General features: G+C 38.8%; 19 protein-coding genes. All 19 read right to left on the bottom strand.

Translation table 11 applies throughout. The features are described from left to right. Positions 1-166 precede the first annotated feature (166 nt). Positions 167-343 (bottom strand): 30S ribosomal protein S21, encoded by a 177-nt coding sequence (gene rpsU, locus AC5FEC_RS00775; RefSeq protein WP_000048054.1) that lies wholly within the window; start codon positions 341-343, stop codon positions 167-169. A gap of 338 nt (positions 344-681) precedes the next feature. Beyond that, positions 682-2,046, bottom strand: coding sequence for an ISLre2 family transposase (locus AC5FEC_RS00770; protein WP_493660974.1), 1,365 nt, complete (start codon positions 2,044-2,046; stop codon positions 682-684). A gap of 214 nt (positions 2,047-2,260) precedes the next feature. Further along, complete coding sequence (locus AC5FEC_RS00765; protein ID WP_493660973.1) at positions 2,261-3,124, bottom strand: Fic family protein; 864 nt, start codon at positions 3,122-3,124, stop codon at positions 2,261-2,263. Positions 3,125-3,187: 63 nt separating this feature from the next. Beyond that, the gene (locus AC5FEC_RS00760) at positions 3,188-3,415 is read right to left on the bottom strand and encodes a hypothetical protein (RefSeq protein ID WP_493660972.1); all 228 of its coding nucleotides are present in this window, start codon (positions 3,413-3,415) and stop codon (positions 3,188-3,190) included. Positions 3,416-3,467: 52 nt separating this feature from the next. After that, positions 3,468-4,274 (bottom strand): ParA family protein, encoded by an 807-nt coding sequence (locus AC5FEC_RS00755; protein WP_493660971.1) that lies wholly within the window; start codon positions 4,272-4,274, stop codon positions 3,468-3,470. Positions 4,275-4,320: 46 nt separating this feature from the next. Beyond that, positions 4,321-4,701 carry a hypothetical protein gene (locus tag AC5FEC_RS00750; RefSeq protein ID WP_037616656.1) on the bottom strand — a complete coding sequence of 127 codons (381 nt, stop codon included), beginning with the start codon at positions 4,699-4,701 and terminating at the stop codon, positions 4,321-4,323. 82 nt (positions 4,702-4,783) lie between these two features. Next, a complete protein-coding gene (locus AC5FEC_RS00745; RefSeq protein WP_493660970.1) occupies positions 4,784-6,460 on the bottom strand; it encodes a helical hairpin domain-containing protein in 1,677 nt (558 codons plus the stop codon). Continuing rightward, a complete protein-coding gene (locus AC5FEC_RS00740; RefSeq protein ID WP_493660969.1) occupies positions 6,451-6,819 on the bottom strand; it encodes a plasmid mobilization protein in 369 nt (122 codons plus the stop codon). The genes AC5FEC_RS00745 and AC5FEC_RS00740 overlap by 10 nt, the downstream gene beginning before the upstream one ends. A 226-nt stretch (positions 6,820-7,045) precedes the next feature. After that, positions 7,046-7,345 carry a hypothetical protein gene (locus tag AC5FEC_RS00735; protein ID WP_493660968.1) on the bottom strand — a complete coding sequence of 100 codons (300 nt, stop codon included), beginning with the start codon at positions 7,343-7,345 and terminating at the stop codon, positions 7,046-7,048. Between the two features lie 48 nt (positions 7,346-7,393). After that, on the bottom strand, positions 7,394-11,296 hold the full coding sequence (locus AC5FEC_RS00730; protein WP_493660967.1) for a PBECR4 domain-containing protein: 3,903 nt from the start codon (positions 11,294-11,296) through the stop codon (positions 7,394-7,396). A gap of 12 nt (positions 11,297-11,308) precedes the next feature. After that, on the bottom strand, positions 11,309-12,664 hold the full coding sequence (locus tag AC5FEC_RS00725; RefSeq protein ID WP_493660966.1) for a hypothetical protein: 1,356 nt from the start codon (positions 12,662-12,664) through the stop codon (positions 11,309-11,311). Continuing rightward, positions 12,661-12,888, bottom strand: coding sequence for a hypothetical protein (locus AC5FEC_RS00720; protein WP_493660965.1), 228 nt, complete (start codon positions 12,886-12,888; stop codon positions 12,661-12,663). The genes AC5FEC_RS00725 and AC5FEC_RS00720 overlap by 4 nt, the downstream gene beginning before the upstream one ends. Before the next feature lie 63 nt (positions 12,889-12,951). Further along, a complete protein-coding gene (locus AC5FEC_RS00715) occupies positions 12,952-14,052 on the bottom strand; it encodes a hypothetical protein (RefSeq protein ID WP_493660964.1) in 1,101 nt (366 codons plus the stop codon). A 50-nt stretch (positions 14,053-14,102) separates the two neighbouring features. Further along, entirely contained in the window at positions 14,103-15,938 is a 1,836-nt protein-coding gene (locus AC5FEC_RS00710) for a VirD4-like conjugal transfer protein, CD1115 family (RefSeq protein WP_493660963.1), read from the bottom strand. Beyond that, positions 15,935-16,483: a DUF3801 domain-containing protein gene (locus AC5FEC_RS00705; protein ID WP_493660962.1), complete on the bottom strand. Its 549-nt coding sequence runs from the start codon at positions 16,481-16,483 to the stop codon at positions 15,935-15,937. The genes AC5FEC_RS00710 and AC5FEC_RS00705 overlap by 4 nt, the downstream gene beginning before the upstream one ends. A gap of 1 nt (position 16,484) precedes the next feature. Further along, positions 16,485-17,357 (bottom strand): hypothetical protein, encoded by an 873-nt coding sequence (locus tag AC5FEC_RS00700; protein ID WP_493660961.1) that lies wholly within the window; start codon positions 17,355-17,357, stop codon positions 16,485-16,487. Then, a complete protein-coding gene (locus tag AC5FEC_RS00695) occupies positions 17,350-17,589 on the bottom strand; it encodes a hypothetical protein (RefSeq protein WP_148881143.1) in 240 nt (79 codons plus the stop codon). The genes AC5FEC_RS00700 and AC5FEC_RS00695 overlap by 8 nt, the downstream gene beginning before the upstream one ends. A gap of 10 nt (positions 17,590-17,599) precedes the next feature. Further along, the gene (locus tag AC5FEC_RS00690) at positions 17,600-18,253 is read right to left on the bottom strand and encodes a hypothetical protein (protein WP_493660960.1); all 654 of its coding nucleotides are present in this window, start codon (positions 18,251-18,253) and stop codon (positions 17,600-17,602) included. Between the two features lie 12 nt (positions 18,254-18,265). Next, complete coding sequence (locus AC5FEC_RS00685; RefSeq protein ID WP_493660959.1) at positions 18,266-20,989, bottom strand: phage tail tip lysozyme; 2,724 nt, start codon at positions 20,987-20,989, stop codon at positions 18,266-18,268. Between the last annotated feature and the right edge of the window lie 8 nt (positions 20,990-20,997).

The following is a 20,997-nucleotide window of genomic DNA, read 5'->3' as shown; positions in this document are numbered from 1 at the left end:
TTTTTTTGCATGCCCTTTTATGGCTCAAAAAGTGTTAAAAATAAGACAGTAACCTCGGAATAGCTACTGTCTTATCTCATTTTTCACTTAAAGCCTTGACAGACTTGACAAATGGTAGAAAAGAGCCAAAAAAACAGCCAAACTGACTGTTTCCTCATTCTACTAATTAGAACTTTTTACGTTTACGAGCTGCTTCTGATTTGCGTTTGCGTTTTACAGAAGGTTTTTCATAGAATTCACGTTTGCGTGTTTCTTGAAGAGTACCAGCTTTAGTAACCGCACGTTTGAAACGACGAAGTGCGTCGTCAAGAGATTCATTCTTGCGTACTACTGTTTTTGACATTTTTTTCACTCCCTTCAAGTCCAAAATCTTTTTAATCATACCATACCTTTGATTGATTGTCAAGAACTTTTCTTCTGTAGGTATGTGTCTGGATTTTTGAGGTTTCAAAAAAATATATAGAAAATGAGTAGTATAAAATAAGGCTAAACAATTTACTTGCTCAGCCTTGACATCTACTAAAATTTCTGATAGTATTAATCTTACTGATAAACAAGCCCAAATTGTTTATCTTTATGAGAGGTACGTTGCTGCGTGCCTCTTTTTTAATTATAAGGATATTATACACTAATACCTCTTACAAGTCAAGAATTTAAGCTGTTTTTAAGCGTTTTTCCTAATTATTTTCTTACTTTTTTATTAAGAAATCGATCCCGTTCTCTATGCCTATGGCCCTTCCAAGAAGCATCAACCATCAGACCTAGACTACGTGGAACCCGTTTCATTTTTTCCTTTACCTTAGCACCGCTCATTCCCTCTGAGCGGTATTTTTCATACTCTTTTCTCCAATTACCAAAAAATAGGTCTCTTATCTGGTTATGAGACAACAAAATGATATGAGACATGGTATCCGCATGGTCAAGGGACCAATACATTCCTCTATTTTTCATTCGATAACTAATTTTACGATGCTGACTTTCCATAATCCCTAAGCTGTCTATTTCTAGATTTCTTTGTTTAGGGCTTTGAGTGTATTGAAAATTTAGTAAGATCCTTTTCTTAAAACTTATAAAACTTTCAAACTTCTTCTCGTCCTGAGTATTCAATACTAATGCTTCTAGAGTATCAATGGCACTTTTAAGCATCTTTTTACTGTTGTTTTTGATTGCTTCCAAAAAACGATCATAAAGCTCACTTGAATAAGAATAAACTGACTTTTTTATTTCCATATTCAAGTGAAATCGATCCCAAAAATGCTCATGGTTCTTAATTTTCAATCCTTTCGCTATTTCTTGGAAAATATAAGGTGTATAGCCATGCCCCATATCTGAATTCGTTACCAGCAAAGTGTTTTGATTAATTTCATAATGGTTATAAATATAATCAATAACCTTCTCCCTAGCAACTCGATTGTTTTGAGATACGATTTCAACCTTATTTTTTAGAATGGTTCTGTTTCCTTGTCGCTCTGAACCTGTGTGAATCACAAAATGCGCTATGTCTTTGTTCCTTCGTTCTTTTTCTTGTTCAGTAACTTTTATCCATAAACCATCGCCTTCGAGATAAATGACTGGTACCTCGATTTTTTTATTCATCTTGCCTTCCTGATAAAATCGATAATCTTCCTTTTCAGCTAAAAGCTCATCCGCAAGTTGAATTGCCTTCAGTACAGTATCTTTAGTAATATACACTTGATACATCAGCTCAATCACTTCCACTACTTTCCGATAGGGCATCATCGTAGCCAGTCTCGTAATTTGATAAAGCAACTCTTTTGAGTAAGCAGCTCGCTTTTCTAATCCCAGCTTCTCATCCACTGGAATTCGACACCTCCCTTTTTTATACCAGCGTTTTCTAGAAAATGTGACTTGACCAAAAGTAAAAGTCACTGTTCTTTCAGCATAGTTTACAAATTTATAACCCCTCGCACGCATGATAGGAGACATAAATTTATCATAATCACTTACAAATTTATGAAAACCTTCTAGGTTTTTCTCTTTAAATTTCTCCACAAAATCTCTTTCATCAATAATCTTCGTATCCAAACTAAAAATACTCCTGGACTAAAATAATCATACTAAGAAATTATAATTATTTTAGCCCAAGAGTTCAAATTTTCTATTTCAGAGTAAATAAAAGCCTGGTATAAAACCAGACTCAAGGTGGTTGTTAGGGTTATCACCTCACAACTAGTATAGCATATTTTGCAATAAAAAGAATAATGATTTTTTATATTTGTAATTATGTTTATAACTATATTTATAAACATAAACCTTTCTCTTCTTTGAGATTGGGTTTTTGAGGAGGCTCTTTTTCTGCCTTTTGCTTAAACTGATCTAATTTCTCTGAGAATTTATCTGACTTTTTTATAAAGTCACCAGCTTTCTCATCATTGATAGCCCCTTCAAATCCTTTGTTTTTGAGATAGTTTTCATAGAATTTCTGCTCCGAGCGGAAATAATCAAACAAGGGCTGTCTGTTGTCTTGAACCTGAAACGCTTCAAGTGCTGAATAGTAAGTTGCCTTGTTTAGATCATCTACAATAAGTGGTGTAAGACCTTCTTTTAAACACTGTTTATACAAAAGCAACCGACCTATTCGACCATTGCCATCTGCGAAAGGATGGATTCTTTCAAACTGTGCATGAAAACTTGTTAAGTAATTCAAATCTTTCTGTTCTTTTAAGTCATAACCAAGCAGCAAAGAAAGCATCTCATCTTCAGTCTGTTCAACAGAAGCTGTCGCAATTTTTCCCACCTCATTTTGTAAAACTTTATAACGACCAACTGGAGCTATCGGGTTATGCTCCGAACTTGTTCCACTTTTTAGAATCCGATGCAGTGTTTTAATATAGTTCTCTGTCAGTGGCTCGTTAACGGTATCTAAGATATAATCAAAGCACTTGAAATGATTATTCATTTCTACCAGATCATCAATTTTGATTCCTTTAGCATCAATATTTGCGATCGTCTTTGTCTCATAAATTAAGCTAGTCTGTTCTTCTGTCAGACGACTCCCTTCGATCCGATTAGAATTATAAGCAAAGCGTTTCTGTGTGATGTCATAAATACCACCATGTACTTTCCCTTCTCTCTCTGCCAAGAGTCTCGTGATTAAATCCATAATTTCTCCTTATTATAATCCAGATATAATTATATTTATAACTATAATTATATCTGGTTTTTATTATAAACTCTCCAACCACTTATCAAGATAATCCGAGGCCGACTTTGCACCAGCTGCTTTAGCCACTTTATCCAGTTTCTTTCGATTGCTAGGTTTCAGAGTGAATTGAAACTGCTTCTTACGCTCAAAGCTTTCAAACTCAACGGCGACTCCATTTGGAGTCTGATCAGGTTGGCTGCTCGCTTCAATGATCTGTGATATTTCTTTTTCCTTAGGGGTAAATGCCATGATAATCTCCTTCTAATTATGTTTATAATTGTAATTGTGTTTATAAATATAATTATATTGTATCATAAATTTTTGAGAAAGTTTGCTCCAGCTCATTAAAAAACTTTTTGTGTTTCTGATAAAGCTTTGGATTTTCTCTCATGTCTGCAATAGAGACTTTATCAATCGTGGAATGATTGAACAGTTCTTTTGCTGGTACAATCCCTAAAAGGTTATCCGTCCCCTTTTCTTTTGCTTCCAATCCCAGAGCCTCCAGCAGCTCCCAGGAGGATCCATAGTTTGGTCGGATCATATTGGCCAGGAAATAAAGTTCGGCTGTGATATAAGATTCGCTAGTCCGATAGTCAATCACATCCTTTCGGAAAGCTTCTAGTCGAGTAGATAGATTGAACTTAGCATTATAGCCAAATTCAGAAGGAGTCAGCGGACTGATGATAGCATGACTAACCGCCACCGCATTCTTGGTAGCCGTCGCAAAATCTGGCCTGCAGTCAATCAGGATATAGTCAAACTGATCCAGCTGCTTCTTATCGTAGTTATCTTCTAACCAGAGATAAAGCAACATATTTTTCTTGTCGCTATTCTCCAGATCTCGTTCCACTGTGTCCAGCTGAACTGATCCTGGAATCAGACTGATATTTTCCTTGACGTGCTTAATATCCACGTCACCACCTTTGAAAGCATTAGCAATGGTATTCTTGCTCTCATAGATATTATAACACTGGGTCAAATTACACTGATGATCCAGGTCAATCAGCAGGACATTGTGCCCTTTCTTAGCCAACCACTCCCCATAATTAAAAGTTAAAGTAGTTTTTCCAACACCGCCTTTTATAGCCGCAAAAGTAATAATTTTCATGATGAATCTCCTTAATTCTCTTGATTACGTTCTTTTTTGTAAATATTCAAGCACTACAAGTCTTATTGTTCGGCAGGCCTGTTCTCCAATCATACCCCCTCTTAGCCAACATTCTCCTAGCAGCCTGTACTGACCGATTATCTGGATGCCCTTGAGCTGTTTCCAAAGATTTCTCTATATTAGTCGGTGGTCTAAATTTACCACTTTCTACCAAAGCATTATATTCTTTAATAGCTTCATTTCTTTGTTCATGGTACTCATCAATGATTCTTCTGGCATCTTTTGAAAAGTTTTCTCTTTGCTTCCCACTCGAAAAATGTCTATTACCTCGCCACTTGTCATCTAGATAATCACTAATTGGGAAGCTTAATCCTTTCAAACCGAGAAATTTTTCTAGCGACATTACTTGAATTTCTTTATCTACCATATCCTGTCTCCTTTGTCTATATCTCTATTATATCATTATAATTATATTTGTCAATATAATTATAATGATGTTTATAAGTATTTTACAATAAATTTTCTCGCTCCTTCCGCTGCTCTACATTCTTTTCAATGTCCTGATGGAGCTTGTAATCTTTTGTGATAGCTTCTACTCTTTGGTGCAAAGCCTGGCGCTCGAAGGTTGCCTCTTTGACAAGTTTATCAATTTCTGCTTTGCGAGTGCTAGGATCCACTTTAAAGTCTTTCAAGATAGATTCAGCTAATTTTACTTCCTGGGAATCTCTTGACTCCAGACCAAGGAAGGCCGCCTGAATTTTATTTAGATCACCCAAATGTCGATCTAATTTATCAAGCATCTTATCGACCTCCTCTAGCTCTTCTTCAAAACGATTTAGCAAGTCATCAAATTGTTGTCCTTCGGTTACACCATGAGCAGATAAATAGTTATACTCACGTACGAGTTGATCTAGAGTTGAAATTTTAGGATTCTTTCGGACAATCATTTCTCCATTATCGTAAGACAGCTGGGATGCGACTGTTTCTCCTTTCATGTACCTGTTCTTATCCGCATGTTCTGGATTAACGAAATAATAGAAATCATTCTTCCGGATAAAAATTTCATAAGAACCATCTTCAGCTTTTTCAACTTGATGAGCAGGGATGAGAATGGTTCCTTTATTCCTAATCCCAAATTCCATTTCAAGATAAATGCCACTTTTAGTTTCTTCCATCACTTGCCACTCTTCAACTGTGATTTTCATTTCAAAATCATCGTCTCGCTCTGCGACCATTTTTTCATATTCAGATTTAATTTCATCGACAGAGAAAGTCACTTCGTTAGTAACAACTCTCTCAGAAATTTTCTCCAAAGAATAATTTCCCTTTTTTGACAAAGTACGATCACGGACATTTCTAGTTTGGTCCCGATCAGCCAACCGGTACTTTACTTCTTTGCCTATCGTATCAAGAATAATATCTAAAGTCTGGGCTTTGAGTTTAAAATCCTCAAGAGAAGTTGATTGTTGCAAAAGAAAATCCAATCGAGATTTAATCTCATAACGAAAAGAATTTTTAGTGCGGTAAGCATGATACGATTTTCGATTCGTCCATAATTGCTCTTTTAGAATTTTTGCTCCAGCCAAATCCGCATACTTATCTGAAATATTCTCTAAACTTTTTTTCGTTCCTTTCTGCCAGCGAAATTTGTTTAGCGTAACCGAGTTTGTGGAATTGAAAATGATGTGATTATGAATATGCCCTTTGTCCATGTGGGTCGCAATGACAAATTCATGTTGACCACCAGTCAATTCTAAAATCGTTTTGCGACCAATCTCATGAATTTCTTGTGGACTCAAATCATCCTCAGGGGAAAATGATTGGATGATATGATGAGCCAAAACTCGATTCGGATTTTGAATATCGGATAATTCTTTTGTTCCTCTTCGCTGAGCCGCATTCTTTTTTGTCAAAAGAAATTCTTCTGTCGCTGTACTAGCATCTGTGATGCCATAAGTAGAAACAAGCTGCTTGACCACCCGTCCATCTTTGACGACTGCTGGAAATTCTAGATGATCATCTTGTTCTAAGAGACTCGTTTTCGATGGATTCTCAATATAGCGTAAAGCATTAGTTAGACTTTTTGTATCGGTCAGTTCAACTGTCTTGGCTTCATCCTCGATATATTTTGTCGAGCGGCCCAAGGAAGCCACTCCTTTTATCTGCAGGACTTTTGTTACAACCATCGCTCTTGTTCCTTTGTTTGATTTTCTTGTTTTTGAATAAATTGATTGACTGTCTCTTTCAAATTTTTTTGTAGTTCAAGAATCTGACTCAACTCAGTTAGACTAACCTGGTCATCTTCGTTTACCTTTTTTGCAATCTGATTGACATTGACTCCAATCCGATTTATTTCCTTACGTAGCTCTCTCAATTCTTCAAAATTTAAGATTTTGACCTCGCCCATAATCAACATAATTCGGGCAAAGGCATTAAAATTCGTCATTCCAGATTCTAAAACTTTGGTCGAAATGAACCGAGCTTCTTCCTCCGTCAAGCGGATTTTTTTCTGGATCATTCGTTTTCGTTTCTCTTCACTTTTCAAAAATAGCCACCTCCGTTCTGGCATTTTTCGCTTGAGGCCTCAGGGCCCTTTTCTTCTGGCAAGCATAGCACTTGGGTACCCAAATGCTGTTTTTAAAAAGGTCAGAGATGGTCAGCTTCTTAAACTGACCATTCTTGACTTTTTAAACTTTTGGGGAAATCCCCAATCCCCTAATCCCTGCAAGCAGGAATTTTTATATCACGAGGGAAAAGTTTATTTAAACTTTTTAAGCTTGAAGCAGAAAATCTATATCGTTTGCTGGCTCCATTTTAAGAATTTCATCCCTTAGTTTTGCGAATACTTCATCACTCATCCCCTCAATTTCTTGAAGTGCAACTGGATAACTTTCTGCTTCTTCTAGCTCATAGTTTGATTTGATCCGCATATCTCTACGAAGAATGTAGAGACATTCTTTGCGAGAAATGTGCTGGTTCACCTCATCAATTTTTGGTGAATCTGTCTCGCTATTCTCAAAGAATATATCCATCAAAATATCAAAAGTTTCTTGTTTTAGATGTTCAATCATCGTCCGTTTCTCCTTTTTTGTTTTTCTTCCGACGAATCAGCGCCTCCATTAGTGAGGGCTGCTCAGGGACTTTTTTTCCTCCACCTGCTTTACAGCCTCGGCCTTTTGATTACTCAGCTTCTCAGATTGTTCTTTTGCCTGCTGGAGCTTATCTGCAAATTTATCTTTGACAACTGTTTTATTTTTCACCAATTCCAGCTTAGCATCCATCCGATCAATCAAACTTTTTGCTTCTTTTTGGACAACCTGCAGTTGCTCTACCATATCTTCAAAGCCATTTTTATCTTTAGACCAAATGGCCAAATATCCAAAACTGTAGCTGCTAGTATCGAAACCAAAATGACTAGCTACAACATAGGCGACACTCTCCGCTTGCAATTCTTGCTTGCGGTATTGGTCATCTCCATATTGTGCATTGGTTCCTTTGTGTAAATCGGCATGAGCCATTTCATGGAAAATTGTTTTTAGAATATGTTCTTCCCCCTTCAATTTTTTTGAAATGACAATTCGATTTTCATCTGGAGAGTAATAACCATTTGTGCTCTCTCTTTTAATTTCTTCAAAACTGATGGGAACCTGATTGTCCATTGAAACAGCTTTAGCTGCTCGATACAGATCTTCATAATCTTTGACACTTCCGGTCAATTCATGAACGGCTTTGGGCAATTCTCTTCCTTCTGTTTGGGAAACATCAAAGACATTCCCTAGCTTAAAGCGAGTAACAGTGATCTCCTTCTGATCCATTTCTTTTTCAGGTTGACCAAAGGTTAGCTCCTTTTGCTTGTCAGGAATTGTTGTCTTCACTTGATAAGGCACCCAAATTTTCAGAGCTTTAGCTCCCTTTTTGACGGTTCTTTCAAAATCTGTTTTCCATTTATTGAAACTAGCAACTTGAGTCACATTTGGATTTTGCATCTTCAGCAAATGGATATTATTTAGTGAGTAATTGTGAAACTTGCTCATCGTATCTAAGAAAGATTTAAACTGATCTGAATCCAGATAGTTCTTCATTCCTTCTTTCAAGTGTTCAGCTAGAGCCTTTGTATCTTTATCCGCAACCATCTGAGAGATGCTTCGTTCCGAATTTTTAGTGGCGACAGCTTCTGTAATAATAGCTCCAGCTGCTACCTCAGCATCTGTCTTCCTTTCTCGCTCTTCTTGCTTTTTATGAAGATTAGAAGCAGCATTATAAGGATCTGTCCCCTGCAGCATCTCATCAGAATTTGAAATGCCATCTCCGTCCAAGTCTCGATCCATCTCATCTTTTCGATTGTGCTGGCGAATTTTTTCGTCAGAGCTTGGAAGAGTTCGCTCAGGATTATCTTGAATCATTTCCTCTTTAGAATTTGTTTCTTCAAATTCTCGTCTTTGTAAATTTTCCATCATTTCCTTACCGCCATCAGCAATCAACGCTTCATTGATTGATAGCTGCTCTATTTGCCCCTCCCGTTCTCGGTAAACACCAAGAATAGGGATTCTATCCACTGTTTCCAGTTCTTTGACCAGTTTTGTCCTGGACTGAAAGACTGACACTGGGATATAATTATCCTCTTCCAGCTCTTTAAACAGCAAAATAATATCTTTATCATCAGACTTGATGAGGCTGTCAAAACGGCCATTATAACGCCGAAGATCAGTTAAATCATCAAAATAGAAGGATGTGCTTTCTGTTGCAACTGAAAGATCTGATAACACTTTGAGCTTGTCAAATGCTGCATCATTGTTGGCCAAAAGAATATTATCAAAGCGTCCGTTTCCTTCTGCAAAGTCACGCAAGGTTTTTTCCGGTGTCTGGCCAGCTGCAAGTGGTTTAATCCCCGTCAAGTGCATGAAGTGTTTTTCTTCAAAATTTACTTGGACAGTCTTATCAGGAGTGACATAATAAATTTTAGAATTGGCCAATTCATCCAAGTAATACCGTGCTGCATTCTGTATAGTTTGACTACGAATTGGACGATTCAATTTAGCTAATTCATGCGAGGAAATAGAATGATAGTGGCCATCATTACTTGACTGAAACTCTTCATTTATGCTAAAATATAATAAATGAGAGGATAACGTAGGGCGACTGGTAACAGAGCGTTCAAAGGTACCAACTTCTGGTACGGGTGTGGGACTGCCTTCAGCCTTGGGCTGTAAAGACCCCTGACTACCATTGGTCCTCTCATTTTTTTGATGCTCTGAATTCACATTTTGCTCTTGAGACTTCCCAAGAGCTTTTTCTGTGCTCTGATTTTCTTCCAGTGCTCTACTAGAATCTCCAAGAGGATTGGAAGGTTTTTCAAAGGTCACTGTTTTATCTGAATCAATAACCATCTGTTTTTTAGGCTCTACTGAAAAGCTGATATTATTCCAGTTCTGCTTCAGCCATTCCGCATCTTCTGGAGATAGATTGCTAGTATCTGGAGTCAAGGATGATTTTTGAGTCTCATCCTCACGTTTCTTCTGATTGGACAGCAACTTGTTTACTATCTCTTTTTCTTCATCCGTATTAGGGCGATATTTAGGAGATAGTTCAAATCTCCCTTCCTCCGTCAATTCTAAAGCAACTCGACGTAGCCCTTTTACGAAGTAGATATTTGGCTGCTTAGCCCACTGCTTGACCTCTCCAGAATCAATTAGAGCCTGTGTTTCCGGTTGAATCACTAATCCATCAACTTTATCTCGAATAGCTTCTAGGCGTTCTGATTTATACTCAGCCCTAGCTTCGTGTACTTCCGACATACTATTTCCCCTTTCTTTCTCTTGATCGATAATCCTTGTATATTCCTGCTGGACTTCTTCCTTTGTCAGTTGCTTAGCTGAGACAAAGGCTTTTACATCATCTTCAGTTAGCTCTTGCGCTTTTGCGAGAGCTATTTCTTTTGAAAAATAGCCCTGGTAATGCCAGGACTCTTCGTCTGCGCTATAAACATGCACTAGCTCATTAGGAGCCTCATTCCCCCGCTTCAGAAAATCATTCCAATCTTCCTTTTCCTGGTCAATCTGGATAATAGGTGGAATAGCAATCTGTACCGGAATGCCCTTTTCTTGTAAGCGAGTGATAAAATTCTGCCCTGCAGCATCATTATCTACAGCCAGCGTAATCATATCCTGATGCTGGCCGTCTTTGAAATAATCCGTTGTGTTGACGACAGTTTCTAGAGCTTTTACAGTATTCTGATCTACTTGGTAGGCTTTACCGTTCATTTCCGCATAAAGCTCCATAAAGCGCCTACTAATAATCCCTTCTTTAACACCATCCATAGCAACTAGTCGGACATCTTGAAGGTTATCTTTATGAAGTTCATAATAACTCATTAGATCGATTGGAGCTTCCGCAAAGACTAAACGCTTTGGCTTTCCAATATCCATTGAAAAGCCAAGCTGCCCGTCTGAGTTTCTCATAATTTGTTTTAGGCGACCACGTTCCGGATAGTGAACTCGGTTTTCAACCACTCCCTGAAGGCTTGCTCCAGCTAAAAAGCCTGTGTTGTCCTTATACTTAAAGACTATCACAGGCTCAAAATAATCTCCTTTTTTTCGAGTGGCTTCCGCCATGCTTCCCTGACTCAAAAAGAAATTTATCGTATCATCTGAAAGGCCTCTCTGAGTCCTCAGATAGCTTCTAGAAGCATTGAAGTCCGGATGCTCATATCTTTCCAAGCTATAGTGAAAGGGCTTTTTGGGGGCTATCTGAGCCGCCAAATCCACTTCCTTAAATTCTCCAGTCTCCAGGAATTTCATAGCTTCTTTGTAAGAAACTTCTCTAATAGTTTGAACTAGCTGAATGACATCCCCAAATTCTGATCGAGAATTCCAATGAAAGTCATTCTTCCTTGCATCGATTACAAACGAATCATGCTCTATCCACGTATAGCTATATGCTCCCGTGCGCTTTAGCTCCATTCCCAACTGTTCCGCAACAGAAACGATAGATATATTTTTAGCTGCTTCTTTGGTTAATCCCATCTGCTGCCTCCTTTACAATGAAAGTCCAGACACTTCTTTTTCTGCTGCAAATTCTTGAGTCTGGTTAAGCTGTTTCTCAACTTCCTCTGCTTCTACAAATCGCTCTAAATCAGGTATCTGGAGTTGAGCTTGTTTGAGTTTATCCTGGAGTAGCAAGTTATCATCAATATGATATACCGCTTCCTGCTGGCCATTGAAGCCCTTCTCCAGATCAATATCCTCAAATCGGATAACAGCTAATTCTGTCAAACTTCCCTTATACCAAGCCCCAATTTCATTTTCAAGATAGAACCGAACCTCTTCTTGATCTTCAGCCTTTGTATCCCGCAAATAAGCTAGATCCCAGCTTTCACCTTGCGAATAGCCATTTACCTTTTGAATGATTATTTCCTGATTCTTGGCACCTAAAACCTGGTTAATATCATCTAATCGAGGCTCTAGAATATCCCGAGCCAGAGATACAGCTTCTGACCGATAGTCGAATAATTCATATCGTTCCCTATCTTCTACATAGTTCATAACAAAATCTGAGTAGCTAGGGAAATGTTCCTGAAAAAGAGGTGACGTCGATCCATAGACATAGGCTTGATTCAACGTTTCAAACTGTGCGATGTGGTAAAACGATGAATCAAGTAGGGCTTCCTGATTCAACATTTCCTTGATACCTTCTGAAAATTGTATCGGATCAGAGTCTGGCCAAGTTCGTTTAGAATAGTTGATCACTTCTTCATATAGAATGGTGTCAATATCCGGATTATTCATTTCAAACAAAGCTTCCACAATCTGGCCGTGTTCTGGAAGGGCAGAGCGATAATCAGTAATCAAACCGTCCTTGCGAACCTCCCATTCTTCAACCTGAGCATTTTCAGGAGTCCGTAGTAATAATGCCTCCTCAGCATCCAGGTCAAGACCAATAACCTGATCACCATTTGGCAGCCGATCTGTTTCCAATTCCTGAATCTTAGCATCCAGCTTCTCATGCACCTGGACTAAATCCTGCTTTAAATGAAACAGCTCTTCTGCATTGGCTTTTAATTCCTCAAAGTATTCCCTGGAGATTTCTACTGGTCGAACCAATAAATCCTTCTCCCGTTGCTCTCTAGGGTAGGAAAATAAGTAGGGAGCAACTTCTTTGAAGTCCTGGTAATTCATCCATTTTATGGATTCAGTAACAAGCATATTTTGAACATCAACTATAGCTGTCTGAGGTGTAATCCAGCCAGTTAATGCCAGTTCTTTTACTGCTTCTGATAATGGATAAGAAGGAATATGTTCTAAAATCCCTTCAAAATAGCCAACGCCTCGTGCCGTCTCTTCCTCAACTTCACGCTTCATTCGTTTAAATTGTTTTTGTGGTAATGAATTCATTCTATCTCCTTTCCTTTCTTTCCATTATCCGGTCCGTAAAAGGTATCTACAATCCCTGCAGAACGTACAGCCGATTCCAATGCTGATCTCGCTAGCTCAGAAGCTGCAATCGTTCTCACTTTCACTTCCCATAGTTCTTCTTCCTTCCTTTTAATTAAGCCATCCGCCCACTCATTATCTTTAATCAGCTCATCTCGCCGTTGCTTGAGTTCTTCTAAATTCATACTTTATCCTTTCCATCAAAAAAACAGCTCTGTTTTTAGAACTGTTTCATTACCTGATATTTACTATTTATTGAAAAGTCTTTGCCAGAACGAACGTCCTTCTAAAGACTCTATCTTCTCTTCTGCTTCATTTTTCAATCTACGTAAACGTTGTGATTCATTGGTTAGACGTTGATTTTCAGAGATAATTTCTCCTTTTTCCTGCTTCAGTCTTTGTTTATCTGATTCTAGTTTTTGATTATCCTTTTCTAACTTCTTGTAATACTCCTCCTCTTCGTGATACTTTCTCAAGAGTGTTTCGGCCTGCTTGATGTCCTCTGAAAGTTGTTTCACTTTTTCAAATTTTTCATCGTAGGATGATTTCAACAGTTTAATTTCCTCCTGGAGCTCTTGACACTGATCCTCGTAAGTTTTCAAAGTTTGGTGCTTCCTTTCATTATCATCTAAAAAGACAAATGCTTCTAAATGGTATTTATCAAAATTCCCGTACAGTTTATAGTTTCTTTCCTGATAAACTTCCCTCACTCTATCTGCCACACTTTTAACCTGTTCAGGTGAAGTAAATTCTTCAGGAACATAAATTTTAGTAGATTTAGGGAAGTGAGCTTTGGCTTCAAATAAGGGAATGCCTTCTTTAGCTAATTTTATCCGTTTAACAGGTTCTGGTTTACTCGTTTTATAAAATTCGATACCTAGTTGACCATTTAAACGGTAGTATTCAGAATAAGGATAAGTCTCATCAATATCAATCAAGAGTTTTAGAATAACAAAGTCTTCATCTTCAAACACTACACGCCGCATAGGAGAAATAGCTTTAGGAAAAATATAAGCAGTTTGATCCCCATATCCAATCTGGAATTTCTTAATTGTCTTAAAAGCCTCGATAAAGACATTAAGCTCAGAAGAATATTCAAAGCTACCTTTTTGATTTGCCAATGGACTCTCTTCGCCTGGATAGTAACTAAAGAATGGTTGCCCTTTATTATTTTTACCATTATTGGGATTAACTTTCAGATCCGTTTCCAAATCAAAAAGAGTCGCTTGTGCTTTCGGTGTCGTGACAATCTGTGCACGTCCCTTCAGTTCAAGTGCTTGAAAAGCATTCACAATCTCTTCTTCTCCGGATTCTTTCCGCCATACTGCATAAAACTTTGAAACAGCCATACCATCCCTCCTTTAGTACTTTCATCTTATTATATCATTAAAAGTCCTTTCTAGCCTACTTTAAGAGGGGCTTCCATGACTTCCTCAATCCCAAGACGAATAACATTTTCTTCCCCAACCTGGTCTTTCCACTCATCAATATCACTCAGATAGCGCTTGTAGCGATACCAGTTTTCATCATCTGGGCCATTGCTTAACAGATAGGCTCTCGGATGCGTATCCAGGTTAAATTTTTGATCCCGAAAGACATTTTGTTTGGATAGGAAGAGTAGGGCTTCAGTTGTTCCAATTGTGGCAACCTCATGCGGTGTCAACAATTCCCGACCAATTTTAGAGTTCTGTTTAGAGCTACTGCCGTTCCTTCCCCTGCTCTCACTATAATTCTGATCATTTAAAGTCTGCTTACCAGATCGTTCAGATAAATACTTGAGCGTATCTAAGTCATTAGACCCCAAATAGAGAATACCTCCACAGTTATTTACAATCGTTTTCGTATTCTCTTTACCGTACAACACTTCGATCTGACTTTGAGACTGAACCATCATTTTAATAGAGATTTCCCGTGACCGAATAACAGAGATGATCGGTGGTAAGTTAGGAATCTTCCCAATCTGGCCAAACTCATCCGCCCATACCTGGACATGTAATAAGTCTTTCTTAGTCTTTGTTGGATGCTCACCTAACAAGATGGCATCTGCAGTCTTCATCATCACATCAAAGAGTGTACTAAATAGCAACGCTGACAAGAACTGATAGGCTGGATCGACTTCTGGAATATGAATGAAAACAGCAGTCTTTTCTATATTCCATTTTTCAATCTCCAGCGTGTCTTTTTCAATAATCTTTCTCAGCTGTTCATGATCAAATACCGAGAAAGTGGTCGCAAAAATAGCATAGACAGAAGCCCTTGTCTGACCATCAAAGTTTTTATTAAATAAAGCCCATTGTCTGCAGGCATAATTCCCCGGCCATCTTCTTTCCAAATCTTCAAACATCAATTCAACCGGACTCTCTGCGTCCGGATGATTTCGTCTCAATTCTCGAATCATATCCGTAACCTGCCCCAGGTTTGGCATATAGTGATCTAACTGGCTATCAAAATAGAGATAGCCGATTAAAGAACGCATCAGAAGCTTATTGGCCGCCGGCCAGAAAGGATCACTTTCATGACCATTTCTGTTTAGCGACTCTGTAATGGCCTCTGATACTCGGTCTATATCCATTTCATTATGGATATATTTGAATACATCAAAGCCGTCTGAATTCAGGAAAGTAATTAAATCAAAGATTTTTATCTTATATCCTTTTTCTACAAGGGATTTTCCCGTTTCATGAATCAAAATCCCTTTGGTATCTGTCGTCACAAAGCTAGAGTTCCCTTGTAAAATATTCGGTTTAACAGCGCTTCGAGTCTTTGAATCCCCGGTACCTCCATAAACTAAGACATTCTTATTAATCTGATTTTCATAGCTCAATCGGCTATTAAATAGTCCCATCTGGCTATTCTGTGTAAAGATCATATTCTTTTCAGGCTCTGCGTCTCGGAAGCGCAGCAATTCATCTTTCGTCGCAAAACGTGCCGACCCATGCTCCTCCCCATACCTGTACGTACCTGTATCCGATACTCTCAAATATAGAAGAAAAGCAATCAAAAAACCGCCTAGACCAGCCAACAAAGAAGCTGGAGTGAATTGAAAATCAAACCAGGCTTTATCTCCTAAATGATCGCTCATCCAGTTAATCTTTCCCAATCCAAATATATCCTTTACTGGATCTGTAGCTGGAGCTAATAGCCAAAGCTTAAAGAGCCAATGAAAAAGATAGAATAAGCCAATTCCTAATAACAAATACGGTCTAAATCGCCGTTTCTTTTTTTCTGTAATCACTTCACTTTTCCTCCAATATGGGGTTCAATGTTTTCTGGAAGGACAAATTCCTTGGTATGAATCTTCACCTGCAGAGAATGAATTTTTTCTTGTTCAACCGCCTTGAAATGCTTTAATTTCTCTTCAAAAGAGGTGGTTTTCCCATTTTTAAGGTTCCGCTCATTGAAGCCTTTTGGATCTCTTGTGATACCTTCTAGGACATCCTTAAAAGCTTGCTCCACTACCCCCTTATCTTTTGCGTTGAAAGCAAGGGTTGTCTTACCGTCCGGGTGGGTATAAAAAGAAAAGCCAATCCCGTATTGGCCTAGTTCTTTCCGAACCGCCTCGAGATTGACTTCATTTTGTAGTAATTGCTGGACTTCTTTGCTATCCGCTGTTGCCATGAATTTATTCCAGTCTGCCTCACCGGTAAAGTGGGTATTTTCACCTTGGAACTGGTAGATCTCTACTGCTTTAGAGCATACCAGGAAGAGCCCCTTTAAAAGTACCTCTCCTGTCACAAGAGTTGCCCGTCCTAACTGGGCTACCACTTGTTCTTGTTCCATTTTAGCTCACCTCATCAATTTTGAAATAAATATCCTTCAGTTTAGCAGCTTGGGCTTCCTTAGCAAGAATCTTCTGCTGCAGCTCATTGATTCTGTTTTGGCACTCCACAATCTCTTCATTCGCCTCGCTGATAAAATCTTCGTTAGAATGAATTTTATTTTTGATAGATTGCTTATAAGTGATTGTCTGAACCTCAAAGCTATCAATAACCTCTGAGGTCATATCAACTGTAGTCGTATGAGAAAGTGGAAAAGAAGGCTCAATAGGGCGCTTAACTTCTTGTTTATCAGGAATCTTTGAGATTCCTTCCTGGACAGATTTTTCAACGACAGGTACCGCTTCTTGTGCAGGTTTATCTTGTGAAGCCTCTACTTGTTCGTCCTTTACTCCCTCTTCTTCAGCATCCAATCGACTAAAATCATCCGTAGTCCATTCAGAAGAAGTTCCTGAAGCTTCATTTTGCGTTTCAGACTTTTCAGGTTCCGAATTGCCTGTCACCAACTTGGCAATTCTATCACGTTCAAGATCCGCTTCTTGTGCTGTTACATCATTTTTCTCCTCCGGATCTACGGTCAGCTTAGGTTTAGAGGACTTCTTTTTATGCCTCGCCAAAAAATCAAGTAGTCCTTTCTTTTTCTTCCGACCACTTGTACCAAAATTTTCCAGCAACTGATCAATAATTCCCACAAAAGGAATCGTCAAAGTCAGCTCTTGTAAAATTTCACCGTCGGAAGATAAAGAGTAGAGCAGATAACTACCATTTATGTTATTGCTCTTCATCCGCTCATTGATGATTTCAAGTTTAGAGAGAAGATCATCTCGATTTTCAAAGTCTTCTTCTTGTTTCGTTAGTTGGTTGATAATTTTATACATGGTTCACTCCTTGATTAGTTGATTGTGCTGGAAGGATTAGTTCCTTCATTTCCTGATAAGATAGGCCGCTTTCTTCTGAAAGAGCAACGAAAAGCTGAGCTTCCATATCCTTTTCCTGAGCTATGCACTTTTTGATTTTGTGATCTGCGTCTTCTTTTTGTTGTTGCGCTTTGGCTTTATCTTTTCTGATTTTGTCAAGCTTATTTTCTAGTTGAGTTATTTTCTTATTCATCTAATTCTCCTTATTGACTACTAGACGAAGTTGTTTGATCAGAAGAGTTAGCTGGAGCTGAGCTAGGACTGCTAGTATCTGTATAGGTTCCAATCCCCTGCCCCCTGGCTTCAGCCAACACGATTGGCTCAATATTATTGATTAATAGCTTCCCGTCTTGCTCTACATAGGTCAGCCGGATAGTGACCTTAGTTGTTCCAGTAATCCCCTTGGAATCTCGGTTATCTTTTTCCGTTAGGGTTGTACTAGTGTATTGAACCTGAGCCAAAACAATTTTATGTTCTTTATCAATATATATAGAACCTGATTCAAAAGCTTGGTCAACCACATACCCTTTATAGGTTTGGTTGACTGGTTTCTGTTCTTCTTGAATGGCTTCCTGATACATTGATTCAGTCATAAAAGGCTTATATCGTGGTCGGTTTTCTTCCAAATCCTTCTTAGTATAGTAAGCGATTAGAAAATCTTTGACCTGTTTTTCAGAAAGAGAAGCTTGCTTCTGCTCCTTTTCTTTTTTATGTTGTTTTACCTGTTCCTGCTTCTGACCATTATGTGTGAAATTCTGTTGCACCTGTGCAACAGAATAGCCCAATAAAATACAGAAAACAGCACCGGCTCCTATAAGGATGCCCTTTGCTAGTTTGATTAACTTTTGATTATACATTCTTTTCCTTTCTTATTTAGGGGTTACAAAATAGATTCCTGATTGTGGTGTTAAGGTACGCCAATTCATGATATATAAACCACCATAGTTCATTTCTGAAACGAGGAAGCTGCCATCACTATTGACATACTCACAAAACGCAACGTGACCATAAATAGGTGATGACCCAGCTACACCAGGCATAAAGACAACTGCAGAACCTGGCTTAGGGGTCGTTGAGATTTCATATCCTTGAGCTCGGCCATTATCAACCCATTGGTTAGAATTACCAAGATAAGGATACAGTTGAATCCCAATCTGTTTGAAGCGATTATAGACGTACCATGTGCAGTTTCCTAGTGCATACGCATTGCCTGGATAACCTTGACCTGGTAAAATTGCTTGGTCAGAAGGTAGCCCATGAGGAAGTTTATCCTTATATTCTGCTGGGACTTGTTTACTAGAAATTCCTGTAGAACCTCCCTTATTTTTTAAGAAATTCAACCATTGCCGTGCGGCTGATTGCCTTTCTAAGAGCTTGTTTCCTGGAACTCCTAGCCAGGAGCTCAAAAAGTCCTCTGTGAGTGCTTCTACAGATCCAGTTGAAGTGACAACTCTTCTAAAAGCTGCCCGTCTAGTTGGATCGTCACCCTCCAGCAAGAACTTGGTTTGAACCTCTGCAGACCAAATATCTCCATTCATAGCCTTAGCAAAGTTCCACAGTGCAAGAGCACGTGGCCCCGTAAATTGACCAATCCCAATCCCGATATAGTGCAAACCATTGACCAAGTAGCCTCCTTCATTTAGAGGCAAAGTCGGGTACATTGCCTGAAAAGCTCCCCAGTTGCCAACTAGGTTTTCAGCTGTTGGCTCTTTTGCCACCTTATCAAATTGGTTATTCGTCAAGTAATCCGTTTCATAGCGTTTAAAAGTGATGGAGCTTTCAATATCAAAGCCTCCCATCACGGCTGCAATACCTTCATCAGTTGCCCCAGGTATATTCTTTTTGATCAAATCCGCAAAGGCTCTAGCACGCTTTCCTTTGTCTCCAGATGCTTCAATATCACTGACAACCGACGTCGCCTGTGTGTATTCTACCTGCTGAAAGTAAAATCCGACATTGACATAAGTCCAGCTCTTCTTCACCTTTCCGTCTTTATCTTTCTGGTTGGCTCGATCAGGTTCTAGTTTTTGGTAGTAGACGGTTTGATTGCCTTTAGGAGATACTTTCCCAATAATATCACCGGTCTTGACTTGATCTCCTGTTTTATAGCGTATCGTATCTACGTTCTTATACAAAAACTTGGAATCCTGATCGCTGATTTCTACATCATTGCCTTTGACTTCCACTTTCCCATCTAAAACGGCAAGTAAGGTTTGTCCACCAGTTGCTTGCAAAACAGATCCATTAAAGACTTCCGTTTTATTTTTGTAACCAAAGCGCTCAATAATCTGAATAGGATTCTGTGCTTCTGGTTGATCATCCTTATAAAACGGATTCTCCAGTTCCTGCAGCAGCATATATTTTCCACTATCTCTAGCAATTTCTAAGAGTTGTTTATATTCTTCTAGCTCGTCCTTATCCAGTTTATAAAGATTATTCTTGGTGTAAAGCTCTTCCATTGTTTTAAGATTGTCTTTATCTCCATTCAAATCCTTCCATAAAGCATCCAAATACGTTTTTCCTAGAGTGTTTTTTGAAAAATATTTATTGCCGTCTATCTGCAGCTTATCCGTTATATCATCATACTTATAATTTAAGTACAAGAGTGGATCATCAATCTTTGTCCAATAATCAACCTTATCATTGGACTTTTCTCTGTCCAGCTTCGTAAAATACAGCCAAGTATCATTCATATCGAATTCATCCTGACGGGTGATTCCTGAACTTCCAATGCCAAGTATGGCCAGAAACAAAAGCAGACCAAAAGCAATCAAATAGGCCTTTAAGCTAAACGGATTTTTGACAATAGCTCTGATCGGTTTAGAGCCTACACGATAGGCTTTTCTAGCCTTCCTTGCAGCTTTACCAGTTTTAGAACCAGCCAAGCGTTTCTTGTAAGCCTGAATACGACGAGCCAGCCTGCCTTCCCAAGAAAACTCTTTTGGAGTACGGGTAAAGCCACGACCTCTCGCCTTGTTATAAAGTCTATTTCCAAGGCTATAGCTAGATTTAATCGCTCCTTCGCCAAGCTTGCCACTGTACTTCCCAATCGTTTTAACTCGCCTGCCCTGAATCTGGACATCCTGGTACTGATACTTAGCTCGTGCTATATCTGAAAGTGTATCATCCTGATGCGCTGCAGAGCTGGCTTGATGGCTGGCACTTCGCTCCACGGCCTGTTTAGCAGCTCGAAAAAGCTTCTTTTTCCGAGAACCACCATTAGCCTCTTGAGCAGCTTTAAAGGTTTTCTTAGAGACTTTCTTCTCTAATTTTGCCTTATCCAACTCTTGTTTGAGAAATGCCTGCTTCTTGACTTCTTCTGGACTAAGTGCCTTTCCTTCTTTGCCAAGCGCTTTTCCTTGTCTCTGGACATTCCTGTACTCTTTTCGGATTTTGTTGACCTTGTCCTTAGAAGCTCGGAATTGGCTATGACTCTTTTTTACCAACTGGCGCTTAGAACGGGTCTGTGATTGAAGATTGCTCATCTGCTTTTCGCTTTCTTTTGTCACAGTTAGATAATTCTTCCGGACTGTTTCCAGCTTCTGATCCAGCCTATGACCGATTGTCTTTGGTCTGCCGTTTTCCTGATCCATAATCAGCC

The sequence above is a fragment of the Streptococcus sp. STC1396 genome, assembly GCF_058933875.1.
The sequence above is the reverse complement of the archived record's forward strand: the minus strand, read 5'-3'. Positions and strand labels throughout refer to the sequence as shown.

Bases quoted from the DNA above. Each gene is read 5' to 3' on its own strand.
- AC5FEC_RS00735 (WP_493660968.1), bottom strand. From the start codon at position 7,345: ATGATTGAACATCTAAAACAAGAAACTTTTGATATTTTGATGGATATA.
- AC5FEC_RS00745 (WP_493660970.1), bottom strand. From the start codon at position 6,460: ATGGTTGTAACAAAAGTCCTGCAGATAAAAGGAGTGGCTTCCTTGGGC.
- AC5FEC_RS00700 (WP_493660961.1), bottom strand. From the start codon at position 17,357: ATGTATAAAATTATCAACCAACTAACGAAACAAGAAGAAGACTTTGAA.
- AC5FEC_RS00750 (WP_037616656.1), bottom strand. From the start codon at position 4,701: ATGGTAGATAAAGAAATTCAAGTAATGTCGCTAGAAAAATTTCTCGGT.
- AC5FEC_RS00705 (WP_493660962.1), bottom strand. From the start codon at position 16,483: ATGGAACAAGAACAAGTGGTAGCCCAGTTAGGACGGGCAACTCTTGTG.
- AC5FEC_RS00765 (WP_493660973.1), bottom strand. From the start codon at position 3,124: ATGGATTTAATCACGAGACTCTTGGCAGAGAGAGAAGGGAAAGTACAT.
- AC5FEC_RS00730 (WP_493660967.1), bottom strand. From the start codon at position 11,296: ATGGGATTAACCAAAGAAGCAGCTAAAAATATATCTATCGTTTCTGTT.
- rpsU (WP_000048054.1), bottom strand. From the start codon at position 343: ATGTCAAAAACAGTAGTACGCAAGAATGAATCTCTTGACGACGCACTT.
- AC5FEC_RS00725 (WP_493660966.1), bottom strand. From the start codon at position 12,664: ATGAATTCATTACCACAAAAACAATTTAAACGAATGAAGCGTGAAGTT.
- AC5FEC_RS00720 (WP_493660965.1), bottom strand. From the start codon at position 12,888: ATGAATTTAGAAGAACTCAAGCAACGGCGAGATGAGCTGATTAAAGAT.
- AC5FEC_RS00715 (WP_493660964.1), bottom strand. From the start codon at position 14,052: ATGGCTGTTTCAAAGTTTTATGCAGTATGGCGGAAAGAATCCGGAGAA.
- AC5FEC_RS00755 (WP_493660971.1), bottom strand. From the start codon at position 4,274: ATGAAAATTATTACTTTTGCGGCTATAAAAGGCGGTGTTGGAAAAACT.
- AC5FEC_RS00685 (WP_493660959.1), bottom strand. From the start codon at position 20,989: ATGGATCAGGAAAACGGCAGACCAAAGACAATCGGTCATAGGCTGGAT.
- AC5FEC_RS00690 (WP_493660960.1), bottom strand. From the start codon at position 18,253: ATGTATAATCAAAAGTTAATCAAACTAGCAAAGGGCATCCTTATAGGA.
- AC5FEC_RS00760 (WP_493660972.1), bottom strand. From the start codon at position 3,415: ATGGCATTTACCCCTAAGGAAAAAGAAATATCACAGATCATTGAAGCG.
- AC5FEC_RS00695 (WP_148881143.1), bottom strand. From the start codon at position 17,589: ATGAATAAGAAAATAACTCAACTAGAAAATAAGCTTGACAAAATCAGA.